This is a genomic window from Flavobacterium erciyesense, from assembly GCF_018069925.1.
Lineage (GTDB): Bacteria > Bacteroidota > Bacteroidia > Flavobacteriales > Flavobacteriaceae > Flavobacterium > Flavobacterium erciyesense.
Genome location: NZ_JAGPXB010000002.1, coordinates 261500 through 275752 on the forward strand (window position 1 = coordinate 261500; position 14253 = coordinate 275752).

The window sequence follows — 14253 nt, forward strand, 5'->3', positions numbered from 1 at the left end:
ACACACAACCAACTTTTATCATATTGCGGTAATTATGACAAATCAATAATAAAAAAGAGTTTGAGACATTTTTTACAACTTAAAATTCAATAATTGTTTTTATTTTTTGTAAAAAAGAATACATTTGGTGCTTAATAACTTAAAACATTAAACAACCATGTCAATCTGGAGAGTTAAACCAGTATCGGCTTTTGAGGCCGATATGAAAAAAAGTCAACTAAAAAGAGTTTTAGGTAAGTGGAGCCTTACCGCTATTGGTATTGGAGCCATTATAGGAGGAGGAATTTTTGTATTAACAGGAACTGGAGCTTATAATCACGCGGGTCCAGCTCTTGCTCTATCCTTCGTAATTGCAGGTATCGCCTGTGTATTTGCAGCATTATGCTACTCTGAATTCGCCTCAATTTTACCTGTAGAAGGATCTGCATACGCTTACGCTTACGGAACTATCGGAGAAATATTTGCCTGGATTATTGGCTGGGGGTTGATTTTAGAATACGCAATGGGCTCGATGACGGTCGCCGTATCGTGGTCAGGATATTTCAACAAAATGCTCAAGATGTTTGGCATAACCTTACCCGAATACCTAACCGCAGATCCAGGAAGTTACACTGGAGAAGGGTTTAGTATGAACCTGCCAGCTTTCTTAATTGTATTACTAGTTATATCGTTATTGATTAAAGGAACAGAAAAAGCAGCAAGCGCGAACAACTTTATTGTAATTTTAAAAGTATCTGCTGTAATTTTCGTAATCATTGCTGGAGCTTTTTTCATTGATGTAGACAATTGGTCTCCTTTTATCCCAGAAGCACAAACTATTATTGTTGATGATAAACCCCATGAAGCTTATGGCGTAGCTGGAATTATTTCTGGAGCAGCTGCTATCTTCTTTGCTTATGTAGGTTTTGATGCAGTGTCAACACAAGCTGGAGAAGCAATTAACCCTAAGAAAGACGTTCCTTTTGCTATTATTGCCTCTTTATTAGTTTGTACATTATTGTACATTTTGGTTTCATTAGTATTAACTGGAATGATTAGTTACCAAGATTTTAACCCACTAGGAAAATATCCTGAAGCAATCAAAGCACCAGTAGCTTATGCATTTGATATTGCTGGACAAGCTTGGGCTGGATACATCATCACGATCGCTGCTACGGTAGGTTTAATTTCTGTATTGATGGTAATGATCATGGGACAATCACGTATCTTTTTGGGAATGTCAAAAGATGGATTAATTCCAGCTGTATTCTCTAAAATCAACCCGCTGTCTGGAACTCCAAGAACCAACTTAATGATTTTAGGTGCTTTTATCGCTACCGTTGCTGCATTCACACCAATTAGTAAGCTTGCTGAAATGACTAGTTTTGGTACCTTATTTGCCTTTACAATGGTATGTATCGCCGTTTGGATTTTGAGAGTAAAACAACCTACTTTAGAACGTAGTTTTAAAGTTCCTGCTTTACCAGTAATTGCAGTTTGCGGAATTGCTATCAATACTTACTTGATGGTAAACTTGAGTAAAGATGCTCAATTATTCTCATTAGGATGGCTAGCAATTGGTATGGTGATTTACTTCCTTTACGGAAAAAGAAATTCTAAACTGAATAACCCAGAAGAATAAATAAAACAAAAAAGGCTCCTAAAATTTAGGAGCCTTTTTTTATACTATAAATCAAAAACAGAAGTACGTTTAGCACGGATAAGATCTTTTAACTTTATCCAAAAAGCCAACGTTAGATACACTGCAAACCACAACCCAGCAGTGACAAACGATAAGTAAATAAAAAACAGTCGTACGCTACTAGCACGCATTCCTAAAGTATCGGCCAATCGTGAAGACACATGAAATCCGTGTTTTTCGAAAAAAAACTTGAGTTTTATTATTACTGACATACTATTTTAATTGCTGAAACAAAACTACAAAAAAAAACAGGTGGAATTAACTCGAGTAAAATTAAAGGCTGCCTTTTATTAAATCGACTCCAATTGCACACTCTAAGCATTTACTTTTATTACAATATTCATTTTTGAGCTGTAATAAAGCTTGCGAATCAAATGCATTACAGGCATCAATCCTAAAACTAGAAAACTTAGTAATTATAGCGTTTTTTTCTGCAGCAATTCCTTCCATTATTGTCAATAAATTATCTGAAGCTTCGCCTCCTCTACTCTTTTCGTAAGCAAATTGCATGGGGATTATGGTATTAATCAGGAGCAAATCAATAAAAGACTTAGATAACTTTTTGGTCCTTTTAATACTGTTTTTATCAAATTGATAGTGCAAATCCCAAAAAGAAGATGCTGAAATTTCAAACAACTGATACCATTTTTCAATAGTTTGTACTTGCATCAAAAGTTCGAATAAATTGGCATTTTGATGGTATAATTGTGCTAGTTGTGACAATCTAACAGTTGGAAAATTATCAGGACGGTGTTTAAAAAACTGCACTGTACCTTCAACTCGTGGGTCCAAATTGTACTTGTGGACCAAATACAAAAATCTAAATTTTAAATCCTTGAAGTACGCATCTTCATGCTCTGGCTCCAACAAGCCTAACAAACCAAAAAACAAAGCTTCTAAATTAGCAAGCTCTAAACGTTCTTTGCGAATAATTGAAAAAGGAATAGATTGCGCCATCCTTAAAAAAATATCTCCATTGGTATTTAACCCAAAATTCTTAGCCAAAAGCCAAAACAAAGTAGCCTCCCAGTCGTTTTGTGATTGGTCTAAAAACGCAAAAATAGGCGTTGCTTTACGATCTAATCTTTCAAAAAACAAACGCTCTTTCCAATTATCAATGATAAAATGAGGGATGCTTGAAAGTTGCTTTTCGCAAAAAATCCAAGACTTAGGTTGCAACAAGGAAGTATAATTTTGCACTGTTTGTGCATCAACGTAATTTTTTAATTCTAAAACAGGAATGGTGCTGTTGTTTTTTCTAAAAATCTCGGTGTCATGTTCCCAAACAACATGAAGGATCACATTTTCATAAGCTGGGTCTTGCTCATGATGATGAAGGTACCAATCAGATGATTTTACATGAATTTCAACATTTCCAGCCCATTTTTGATCCCCAATTGTGACTTGAGCATTAAAAAAGTCTGGACCTGCTAATTCTAAATATTGTCCAGCAGCAATCACCGTTACAGCCTCGCCGCTTGTAGTTGTCATTTCGAAACTACTGAATTTTTTAAATTTCCAGATGTAATGTAAAAAATCTTCCTTCATAGATCTTAATTTAAACAGACCTAATGTACAAAAAAAGATTATAATTTAATAAGAAAATAAAGATTTAAAAGCAACTACTAACAGATAATCAATCAATTACACACCTTTAAGATGAGCTATATACAGCTTAGCGCAAGCACGCGCATCAGACAATGCCTCATGATGTTGCAATTTAATATTCATGACACGGCAACAATCTTTAAGAGTTGTAGGCTTTAGACCTTTTGCTCTGTACAATTTCACCGTACATTCCCACTTTTCCGCTAATTGTAAATCTTGATAGTTCATGTCATGTAAAGCCATCGATTTTTGAAATACAGACCGATCAAAACTCTCATTGTGTGCGACTACAATTTGTCCTTTCAAGCGTTTTTTAATCTCAGGAAAAACATCCAGAAAAGTCGGAGCATAACGTGTATCAGCTGGTGTGATTCCATGTACCGCGATAGTGTAAGGGCTGTAACTATTATTGGGCGGCTGAATTAAACTTACGTATTCATCTACAATTATTCCGTCTTGAACGGTCACGATACCTACTGAACAAGGATGAAAAGAAATAGCAGTTTCAAAATCAATAGCAGTAAAGGTCATTGCGTGTGAATTATAAAATTTAAACTAATAGTAAAGTTGGGTTAAGGACATAAAAAAAACCGCAGTACAGCAAATCAAAACGTATCTAGTTAGATTTTGCTGTACTGCGGTTGAAATTATTATATTATTTTATTGAACCAATAATGTCGTACTTCGTAATAATATGGTGTTTTCCATTAGCCAATTCTACTAAAACAGCAGCATTTTCTTTGGTAAACAAACGAGACACTTCATCAATTGGAGTGCTCTCGCTTACAACTGGAAATGGTTTGCCCATAACATCTTTAATAGGTTTATCAGCAACGTCTTTGTTTGCGACATAGCTTTGAAACAAATCACTTTCGTCAACTGAGCCAACAAAACCATTGATATCAATTACTGGAATTTGTGATATTTTGTATTTACGCATACGCTCTATGGCATGCGAAACCAATTCCTCGGTACGAACAACTACAAGCGGTTTATCAATATGATCTTTGATAACATCAGCTGCTTTTGCAATCTCATCTTCAAGAAAGCCTCTTTCTCTCATCCAATCATCATTAAACATTTTACCCACATAACGACTTCCTGAATCGTGAAAAAGTACCACAACAACATCCTCAGGTGTAAAATGTTCTTTCAATTGTAACAAACCTTTGATGGCTGCACCGGCAGAATTTCCAACAAATATACCCTCTTCTAAAGCAATTTTTCTAGTGTAAACTGCGGCATCTTTATCAGTCACTTTTGTAAAACCATCGATTAAAGAAAAGTCAACATTTTTAGGTAAAATATCTTCTCCAATTCCTTCGGTGATGTACGAATAAATTTCATTTTCATCAAAAATTCCGGTTTCGTGGTATTTCTTAAAAACCGACCCATAGGTATCAATTCCCCAAATTTTAATGTTAGGATTTTGCTCTTTTAAATATTTCGCTGTACCAGAAATGGTACCGCCTGTTCCTACTCCTACTACAAAATGAGTTATTTTACCATCGGTTTGTTTCCAAATTTCCGGACCTGTTTGCTCGTAATGTGCAATTGCATTCGAAGGATTATCGTATTGATTTACGTACCAAGAATTAGGCGTCTCCTCAGCCAAACGTTTAGAAACAGAATAGTAAGAACGTGGATCAGTAGGCTCAACATCAGTTGGGCAAACTACAACTTTAGCACCTACGGCGCGAAGAATATCCATTTTTTCTTTGGATTGTTTATCCGAAATCACACAGATTAACTTGTATCCTTTTATGATGGCAACCAAAGCCAATCCCATTCCGGTGTTACCAGAAGTGCCTTCAATAATAGTTCCGCCAGGTTGTAAACGGCCATCAGCCTCTGCATCCTGAATCATTTTCATGGCCATTCTATCCTTAACAGAATTTCCCGGATTGAAGGTTTCAACTTTTGCTAGTACCAAGGCATCTACTTCGGCGGTAACTTTGTTTAGTTTTACTAGTGGAGTATTACCAATAGTACCTAATATATTTTCTGCGTAATGCATAAAAAAGTGTATTTAAAATTAAGATCTGTTACAAAAACGATCGCAAAGATAGTGTTTTGTTACAAATTAATTATGTTCAAGACAGATTGCGTTCGTGATAGGAGCGGCATCCTTTGCTTGCTTTTTTAAGCAAGGAAAGATAAAGCGGATAGCGCGAAAAAACGCCCCGAAATTAATTGAAAAAATTCCAGATAAGACCAAAACGAATGGTGAAATCACGTGATGGATTGTTGGGCGAAGCGTAGAAATTATTACCCGTGAAAGGCGAGTTGAAATGTTCTGCCTTGAAATAAATTCTTGTGCGCTGAATTTTGGCATTGATGAAGAAATCTAAATTAGGATGATTCCCAATTTCTTTTTCATTCTGTACAAAAAATTCACCAATTACAGGATTGTACTCATTTGCTAAATACTTAGAAAAATAATTTAAAGAGATACCCGTTTGCAAGAAAAGCGCATTTTTGAACAAGTAATCAGAGTAATAAATGGTATTACGAGTTACTATTTCTGGAACATTTAAAATAGCATCATTTTGTTCTGTTTTTTGATACAATACCGTGTTGTCAAGAGCGAATTTACCAAACTGAAATTCTCGACCCAATTTTAAAGAAAGATACTTAATTGTTCCGTTGTACTGTGCAGGTGCTATGATTTGTGTACGCTCACTTTTTTGCTCAGCGGTTGATACATCTGCAAAATAGAGATGATCGTTGAGAACTGATAAATGAAGTTCTGCATTCAAGAAGGGAGTTGTAGCTGTCCCTTTGATGACATTGATTTTTTCGTTTTTAAAATCATTAGACCAATTATATTCTATGTAACTACTTTGGTATAAATTGTAGTTATTATTAGGTAATTTATTCAAATTTTGATATTGAAAAGTAAACTGATAATCATCGTTCAAGTCATAAGCGACTTGCGCATCAAGATTTGACAAAGACTGATTGGTAATGCTTCGCGAATACAAAAATTTACCTTGAACATTGTCTTTTTTATAGGTGTATTGGCCACCTGCTGAATTAATATTTTGATTAAACGTATTTGGAATAGGTGCCTGATTATCAAAAAACAACACACGGTTGTAGTAATAGTTAGAACGAAAATCATTAACAAAAAATTCAAATACACCCAACGCGGTATTTTCGTATACAAGACCCGCTTTGTTATACATGCGGTTGTAACGGGTTTGGTCATTGATACCAGTATCTGTAAATGAGGCTCCAAAACGATTTACCTCTGTACGGCCCACATTTGAGGGTACTGTTAGTTGGTTGTATTCAAAAAATTTATTTTCGTAATTAATTTGATGTACAACCGAAAGATTATTACTGCCTTTTTTTGGATTGATTCTGAAATTTTGGTCTAAAAAAATTCTTCGTCCTTTTAAAAACGACTTTGCATCAGTTAGAAAAACCTCAAAACGCTGGCGGTTATTAAAATTTGGGTTTTCACTTTCAAAATCAGCAATAGTCGTAATCCCACCATTTTCCTCATTTAAAATGTCTTGGTAGGTGTAATGTGCTTTGGCAAAATACCTTTTGTTTTTAGAATTAAAATTAACCGTAAACCTAAAATTACCGGTACTGGACAGTTGGTTCAAATACTTACCCTCTGAACGAAGTCCTTTATAGGCGATACTAAAATTCAAATTTTCTGAAGTATTTAAACTAAGGAAAGAATCAACAGACTGTCCACGACCAATAGTGCTTTTAAAATAAAGTTCAGTTATAGGTGTAGCTACTGAATTATAACGAATTTGATTGGCCTCAAGAAAATTAAAATGTTTTGCTTTGAACCCCATCTCCGGCAGTGGAGAATACCCATTTAAACCAAATTGCAAGGTATTATAAGTTTGCCCATCATTTGCAAATGGTAAAAGACCAAAAATGTCTTTACGCAAGTAATTATGGCTGTACTCTTTTTGAATGGTAAGCGAAGTATCTATATAGGTAGTGTCGTTATCTAAACTAATGAAACGGTATAAATCTAAAGTAGCAACTTTGTCTATACTTTTCTTTTGCGCGTTGACCATGCTTGAATTATATTGGACTTTGTTTGCGTTTTGTTGTTCATCCTGTGCGCTTACAAACACAGAAAACAAAATAAAGGAAAGTAGAAAAACGATTCTCATATTCGAAATATCATAAATTAAAGTGTAAAGATAAATCTAATCCTTTAAAACAAGAGTCTATTAGAAAAAAACTCAACACGTACTAACTAGAATTTATGATTTAAAAAAAAAATGGCGCTTAGCCAAACACAAAATGAAGAAAATAAAAAGCGCTACAGATCGCATTAAAGAATGATTAAGCACAGTTTTCACAAAATAAAAAACTGCAAGCTAATGGCTTGCAGTTTTTAAAAAATGACCTTTAAATCATTATAAAATTATTCTTTGATAAACTTTTTTGATATTTGACCATCGCTAAAAATGAATTTAACAAAATACAAACCAGCAGATAAATCTCCTACATTTAAACTGTTTGAAATATTTTTGTCAATAGATTTAACTAGCTTACCTGTGCTGTCTAAAATTAAAATTTTCTCCAAATTAGTGAAAGAATCTATGTTAAATAACAATTGATCCTGTGTTGGGTTTGGATAAAGGGCAATCTCTTCAACTTTATCAACATCAGAAGTACCTAAAGTTAAAGAATCAAATCCTTCAGCTACAAGTGAAAATTCTTGTGAACCTCCAAGTAAATCACCTTTGTGTGACACTTGAATTGTATATTTTCCTACTGGAGCATTCGCTATATACACTTTTTCTACATTATCAACCTCGTTGTCTGAATTTTGAGTAGCCGAATTAAACAAAGCGCTAGGATCTAATTTCCAAGGATAGTAAATAGTACCTTTCTCATCAATGATTTTAATATCTAAATTGTTAACAACTGCAGGAGTCCTTTGATCTGCAACAATCGGTGTCACTACAGCCCCAAAAGGAACGGGATCTGTCCAACAAATAGTCGCACTTAAAGGACGTGAAGCAGAAACATAAACGTCTTTGGTAAATACAACTTTATTATTCAGTGTGTTTTCAGTTACAATTGAAGTTTTACCATTACCAGAAATAAGATTTGCTGCTGTTTTACCGTTTGCTAATCCCCAACCATATTCATAATCAGGTCCAGCACCAGTACCTGCTTCATCCGCAGAATGGCAAATTAAGCCTCTCACAGTAGCAGCTTTCATAAACTGCGTGTTTAAATTTTTATAATGTTGCTGCAACAGGACAATTAGTCCAGATATTGCAGGAGCGGCCATAGATGTTCCGCTCAAAGTTTCATAAGTTGTATCAGTTAAGAAATTACAGGAATACACCCCAACTCCTTTTGCACTAATATCAGGTTTGATGCGACCATCATCAGTTGGCCCATAATTACTAAAAGAACTCATACGCACACTACTTGGTCCGGTATATTCCAAAACAGAATTAACAGCGGCAACCACCATAATATTCTTAGAAACTGCACTACCTGTCAACATATCAAAACCACCTTTAGCTACAATTTGTGGATGAGCGCTATTTCTAGAATTTCCAGCAGCCACAACTATTTGATAATATGGAAAAACTTCAGCAATTTTATCAAAATCAGCAGAAGTTTGATCATAGTACCCAAATCTTGACACAGGAAAAGAATCATTTATACCATAACCGTAGGAATGATTAGAAACTAAAAAACCTTCTGAACCAAAACTAGCCATCTCCGACACATCGTTATCCCAAAAATGCGTTTTAGCATTGGCTTGATATGCAAAACCACGAGCTCTTGGCACTGTTCCTTTACCTACAATGGTACCTGTAACATGAGTTGAATGCGCACTGAAGGAATTTGATCCATCACCAAACGTAATTTTCGAACCATTTAACTCTTGATGCGTATCGCGAACCTTACCACCATCCCAAACACCGGCTGTAATTCCAAATCCAGTAAGATTTAAACCTAGATCACCACCTGGCTGCAAGGAACTCCCTTTAATAGTAGTTACAGATTCATCATTATAAATCGTATAATAAATAGGTAATCCATCATAAATTCTTTGAAGGGAATTGGTTTCAGATTCTTTAACTCTAAATTTGCTTTTAAACCCTGCAATTAAATTCTCTTGAATTGACTGTCTTTCGCCAATTGCTTTGAAAAGATTTGAAACCTTAGCCTGATCGTAAGTGCTCTTTATAGCAATGCGTTCGGCAGCATTTTGACCATAAGAAAACTGGCACAAGAAAGCAAAAAATAATATTTTTTTCATTTTTAAAATTGTTATTTAAAATTACAACCCTAAATGTCTTGCTAAAATAAAAACCTCCCTAATATGATTTAGGGAGGCCTTTACTATTTGCAAAATCACCAATACTAGTAACCAGGATTTTGTTGTAAATTACTGTTCAAATCTCTTTGGAATTGAGGTATTGGCAATTGCCATTTAAAATCCCCAGCAGGAATAGTCAAAGCAACAGCTTCTACTTTAGTTCCTGTTCCATCAGCACGGTCACCTTCCACAGCATTTCTTACCATTGGTAAACCTAAACGCTTTAATGTGAAGAAACGATCCATTTCAAATGCTAACTCTAATCTTCTTTCAAGCATAATTGCATTCAAAAGAGCAGTACCTGTCTCATTTCCGCTAACAAAAGCTGAATATCTTTGAGCTCTAACGGCATCAAGGAAAGCTAAACCACCACCATTAATTCTGTATTGTGCTTCAGCCATGTTTAAATACACTTCTTCAACTCTCAATACTTTAATATCAACAATAGCAGGGTTACCAGTTAACCTACCATCAAATTTAATAATGTGATTGTAATTGATACCTTGGTAAGGACTAGTTCTCATGTAAGCTGTCTTTCTGATATCAGTTGCAGAAAACAAATCAGCGAAACTCTTAGGAACAACATACTCTGAACGAATACCTGCTGTTACTGTTTGATTGTAAACAACCCCTGGCGTAACACCATCTACTTGCTCTATTCTTAATTTGAATAAAACACCAGCTGAGTTTACATCATCCCAAAGACCTGTAAAGCTAGCTCTTGGACAAACAGGAGTACCAGCAACTGCTAAGTTACCAAATTCAATTACTTTAGGATAATCACCCAAATATAAGTAAACTCTAGACAAAAGTGCATAAACAGCTGCTTTCGAAGCTTTACCAGAAGCTAGCGTGTTAGTAGTACCAACTAAATCTTTGGCAAGCAATAAATCGTCAAGTATTTTTTTATAACTATCCGCTACAGTAGGTCTAGATGGTTTTGAAAAAGGGTCAACAACATCTAAATAATACATACCTAAAGAGGCATTAGCATCAGCCGACTGCGTTGGAATTTTCCCATATATACGTACTAAGTCAAAATTGTTCAAAGCTCTTAAGAAACGAGCTTGACCTTCAACATTGTCTCTAGCTGGACTTTGAGGAGCAGCATCTAAATTATCAAGCACTCTAGTTGCAGCCTCAGCAGTACGATAAGCACTACTGTAGTAATCAAAATGAGAACTGTTTGGAACAGACTGTAATCTGAAACCATTTGCATTAGATTGACGACCCTCTACCTTCAAGATTAAGTTATCAGTCATGATTTCAGTATCGATTACGAACTCAGTTCCATAACCTCCAGCTCCACCATTTTTGATCATATAAGAGTATGCACCGGTAAGGGCATTCTCAAGGTCTCCTAAATTACGTATTACAATCGCCTCACTTACTGAGTTGTAAGGCGCAAAGGTAATGTCTTCCTCTGTACAAGAATTAAGTGCTACAGATAAGGCAAAAAGATAAACTATTTTTTTCATAATTATTTTAATTATAAATTAATTGAAACTCCAAAAAGGAATGATTGAACTGTAGGATAAGAATAAAGAGCGAATTGTCCAGGAACTAATAAACCTGTTTGACTTTCTGCACTTCCGATACCTACTTCTGGATCTCCGTTAAACTTAGACCAAGTCAACAAGTTTTGCATTTGAGTAAACACTCTAAATTCATCAATTGGTAAACCTGGAAACGCTTTTTTAGTGAATTTATATCCAAAATTTAAGTTTCTTAAACGAATATAACTAGCGTCTTCTAAGAAACGAGTAGATTCTAAATTTGAGTTCACACCAGATAATTGTTGTGGTGCTGGTAAAGATGCGTCTGTATTGGTTGGAGTCCAGAAATCAAATGCATCAACAGCTTGGTTTCTAGTTGGTGCAGCACCATCAGCAACCATATTTTGTCTCATGTAATTATATGTATAGTTTCCTGATTTGAAAACAAAGTCAGTAGACAAGTCAAATCCTTTGTATGTGAACTGCATACCAAATCCACCTTCGTGCTTAGCATAAGGAGTTTTACCTGTAAACTGTCTATCACCTGCACTGTATACATCAGTTAAAGATCCATCTAGTTTTCTATACATAGCACGACCAGTTGTAGCGTTAACACCAGCGTAAGGTACTAAGAAGAAATCATCTGGTTGCTGACCAACTTTGTTTACAGTCAAACCACGGAATAATTGGTTATTTGGATCACCAGGACGGTTTAACTCATTGATTTTTCTATCAAAAGTTGCTGCATTTACATAGAATGACAAGGTAGTGTTAGCGTTTTTAATAGCAAAAACTTTCAACTCTAATTCAACCCCTTTAGATGTCCAATCTCCTGCATTAATCAATGTTCCGAAAGCAGTACCATTAGTAGTGTTGTCACCATAAATAAATCCGTTTCTTTTATCATTGAACACAGATCCCGAGAAAGAAACCCAGTTTTTAAATAAAGAAGCCTCTAAACCAATCTCTGTCTTTTCAGCAACCTCAAATTGTAAATTAGGGTTTCCAATAGTATTTCCGGTCAATATTGTACCAATACCTCCACCATAAGGAGTTGTGCTGAACAAGTTTTGAGCAGTATAACTACCAATACCATTTGAAGAGTTTAATTCTCCATAAGAACCACGGATTTTTAAGTTATTAATCCAAGTTAAATCTTTCATGAAATCCTCTTCAGTAACGTTCCATCCTAAAGAAATACCTTTTGCAAAAGAATATTTGTCATTAATCCCCAAAACTGAATTCCCATCTTGTCTACCATACAAAGAGATAAGGTATTTGTTGTTGAAATCGTAATCTACACTTCCAAAGATACTTATTGTTGCGTTTTCACTTCTACCTGTAGCAGGAACTCCTACTACTGCAGTACCTGCTGTAGGTAAATCACCATTAACATATCCTTTTCTTGTTAAAGTATAAGATCTAAAGTTAGATTTGAAATACTCGTATAATGCCGTTGCAGCAAAGTTATGTTTGTCATTAATACTGAACTTGTAGTTCAAACTGTTTGTTAATTGGTACTCTAAAGAGTCCCAACCGTTATCCGTTTTTTGTCCTCTAGCTGCAGGATCTCCTACAATTAAATCCAAAAATGAAAATGGTTTTGTAAACGTTTCTCTTTGGTATCTTTCATAGTTCATGTTAATTTGAGTTTTGAAGCTCAAATCTTTAATAAGTCCTAATTCAATATAAGGACGACCATACAATCTGAAGAAACGACGTTGCTCCGTATTGTTAATGATTGCTTCTTGAATAGGGAAACCTGCCAAAAGATTTGTATTAAATACATTATTTCCTAAAGCATCTTTTACAATGTTACCATTTGCATCTCTCGCGAAGAAAGGCTCATAAGGATTGTAGTCATACATTGCTCTAATTGGACTTTGAGCATTGTTACGGTCTCTAGAGTCATTGAATTTCTCATAAGATCCACCAATATTGAAACCGATTTTCACGTTTTTGTTAGCAGTATACTCACTATTGTATCTACCTGTAATTCTTGTAAAACCTTTCAACTTGTCAATGATTCCCGTATCCTCAGAATAACCCAAAGACATGAAGTTTGTAAACTGCTCGTTACCACCAGAGTAAGAGAAGTTGTTGTTTTGAATAAAACCTTTTCTTAACAAGTCATCTTGCCAATCGTGGTCATACGATTGTAATAAAGCCTTTTGAGCTGGAGTTGCGGCAACAGTACTACCCGCTCCAATTAAACCTTCGTATCTGATTTTCTCAGCAGCATTCATCATTCTGAATGGGTCTTTTACTTTTTGAGAAAAACCTAAAGTGTTGTTGAATGAAAATTTAGCTTTTGCATTTTTACCTTTCTTAGTGGTAATAACTACAACTCCATTTCCACCACGAACACCATAAATAGCTGCAGCTGCTCCGTCTTTTAAGATGTTTACAGATTCAACATCATTTGCACTTAATGCACTAGCTTCAGTACCACTTACAAAAGCTCCGTCTACTACATAAACCGCTTCTGCAGTACCTCCAGTAATACTTACAGCTCCACGAACTGTTACGTATGCAGCACCACCTGGTTTACCGTTTTGTTGTGTAACTTGTACACCGGCAGCTTGTCCTTGTAATGCATTTTGCACTGTTAATACCGGAGATTGTTTTGCAATCTCATCAGCAGAAACAGTTGACACAGAAGAAGACAATTTTCTTGAATCTCTAGAGTAGTATCCTAAATTGGTCTGTACTACTACTTCATTCAAACTAACACCTTCTTGCATTTTAACATTAACTGTGTTTGAGGCACCAACAGTCTTAGTTGTTTCCGTCATACCTACAAATGAAAACACTAAAACATCACCCGTTTTAGCTTTAATAGAATACTTACCGTCTAAATCTGTTTGCACACCAGTCTTAGAACCCTTTACTCCAACATTAACTCCAGGAAGAGGACCAGTAACATCTGTTACCACCCCAGTTATCGTTTTCTCCTGAGCAAACGATAAGTGCATTGAAAACGCCACAAGTAGCGTCATAATCCATTTGTACTTTGATCTCATATTTAATAAATTGAATTAGTTATATCGCAAAAATCACAATTAAATCTTAAATAAACAAGCGTTTGTTTTTTTTTAACAAAATATAATCCTTAAAAGATTTACATAAAAAAAACT

Annotated in this window: 9 protein-coding genes; 1 reads left to right on the forward strand and 8 read right to left on the reverse strand. The window is 35.2% G+C overall.

Features of this window, described 5'->3' with window-relative positions:
- Positions 1-157 precede the first annotated feature (157 nt).
- On the forward strand, positions 158-1621 hold the full coding sequence (locus KBJ98_RS04170; protein WP_210788400.1) for an APC family permease: 1464 nt from the start codon (positions 158-160) through the stop codon (positions 1619-1621).
- Between the two features lie 44 nt (positions 1622-1665).
- Here the strand turns inward: KBJ98_RS04170 and KBJ98_RS04175 are convergent, their stop codons facing one another.
- The 8 genes from KBJ98_RS04175 to KBJ98_RS04210 form a co-directional block, all read right to left on the reverse strand.
- Entirely contained in the window at positions 1666-1893 is a 228-nt protein-coding gene (locus tag KBJ98_RS04175) for a PspC domain-containing protein (RefSeq protein WP_166133493.1), read from the reverse strand.
- A gap of 61 nt (positions 1894-1954) precedes the next feature.
- Positions 1955-3229 (reverse strand): DUF2851 family protein, encoded by a 1275-nt coding sequence (locus KBJ98_RS04180; RefSeq protein WP_210788401.1) that lies wholly within the window; start codon positions 3227-3229, stop codon positions 1955-1957.
- A gap of 96 nt (positions 3230-3325) precedes the next feature.
- Entirely contained in the window at positions 3326-3820 is a 495-nt protein-coding gene (locus KBJ98_RS04185) for a 3'-5' exonuclease (protein WP_210788402.1), read from the reverse strand.
- A gap of 124 nt (positions 3821-3944) precedes the next feature.
- Positions 3945-5306, reverse strand: a complete 1362-nt coding sequence (locus KBJ98_RS04190; protein WP_210788403.1) for a pyridoxal-phosphate dependent enzyme — start codon at positions 5304-5306, stop codon at positions 3945-3947.
- A 172-nt stretch (positions 5307-5478) separates the two neighbouring features.
- Positions 5479-7338 (reverse strand): putative porin, encoded by a 1860-nt coding sequence (locus KBJ98_RS04195; RefSeq protein ID WP_225899056.1) that lies wholly within the window; start codon positions 7336-7338, stop codon positions 5479-5481.
- A 356-nt stretch (positions 7339-7694) separates the two neighbouring features.
- Positions 7695-9560: a S8 family serine peptidase gene (locus KBJ98_RS04200; protein ID WP_210788405.1), complete on the reverse strand. Its 1866-nt coding sequence runs from the start codon at positions 9558-9560 to the stop codon at positions 7695-7697.
- A gap of 104 nt (positions 9561-9664) precedes the next feature.
- Positions 9665-11098: a RagB/SusD family nutrient uptake outer membrane protein gene (locus KBJ98_RS04205; protein WP_210788406.1), complete on the reverse strand. Its 1434-nt coding sequence runs from the start codon at positions 11096-11098 to the stop codon at positions 9665-9667.
- 11 nt (positions 11099-11109) lie between these two features.
- Positions 11110-14139, reverse strand: coding sequence for a SusC/RagA family TonB-linked outer membrane protein (locus KBJ98_RS04210; protein WP_210788407.1), 3030 nt, complete (start codon positions 14137-14139; stop codon positions 11110-11112).
- Between the last annotated feature and the right edge of the window lie 114 nt (positions 14140-14253).

Excerpts from the sequence above, each read along its gene's own strand:
- KBJ98_RS04195 (WP_225899056.1), bottom strand. The coding sequence starts at position 7,338 with ATGGTCAACGCGCAAAAGAAAAGTATAGACAAAGTTGCTACTTTAGAT.
- KBJ98_RS04210 (WP_210788407.1), bottom strand. The coding sequence starts at position 14,139 with ATGAGATCAAAGTACAAATGGATTATGACGCTACTTGTGGCGTTTTCA.
- KBJ98_RS04180 (WP_210788401.1), bottom strand. The coding sequence starts at position 3,229 with ATGAAGGAAGATTTTTTACATTACATCTGGAAATTTAAAAAATTCAGT.
- KBJ98_RS04185 (WP_210788402.1), bottom strand. The coding sequence starts at position 3,820 with ATGACCTTTACTGCTATTGATTTTGAAACTGCTATTTCTTTTCATCCT.
- KBJ98_RS04190 (WP_210788403.1), bottom strand. The coding sequence starts at position 5,306 with ATGCATTACGCAGAAAATATATTAGGTACTATTGGTAATACTCCACTA.
- KBJ98_RS04200 (WP_210788405.1), bottom strand. The coding sequence starts at position 9,560 with ATGAAAAAAATATTATTTTTTGCTTTCTTGTGCCAGTTTTCTTATGGT.
- KBJ98_RS04175 (WP_166133493.1), bottom strand. The coding sequence starts at position 1,893 with ATGTCAGTAATAATAAAACTCAAGTTTTTTTTCGAAAAACACGGATTT.
- KBJ98_RS04205 (WP_210788406.1), bottom strand. The coding sequence starts at position 11,098 with ATGAAAAAAATAGTTTATCTTTTTGCCTTATCTGTAGCACTTAATTCT.
- KBJ98_RS04170 (WP_210788400.1), top strand. The coding sequence starts at position 158 with ATGTCAATCTGGAGAGTTAAACCAGTATCGGCTTTTGAGGCCGATATG.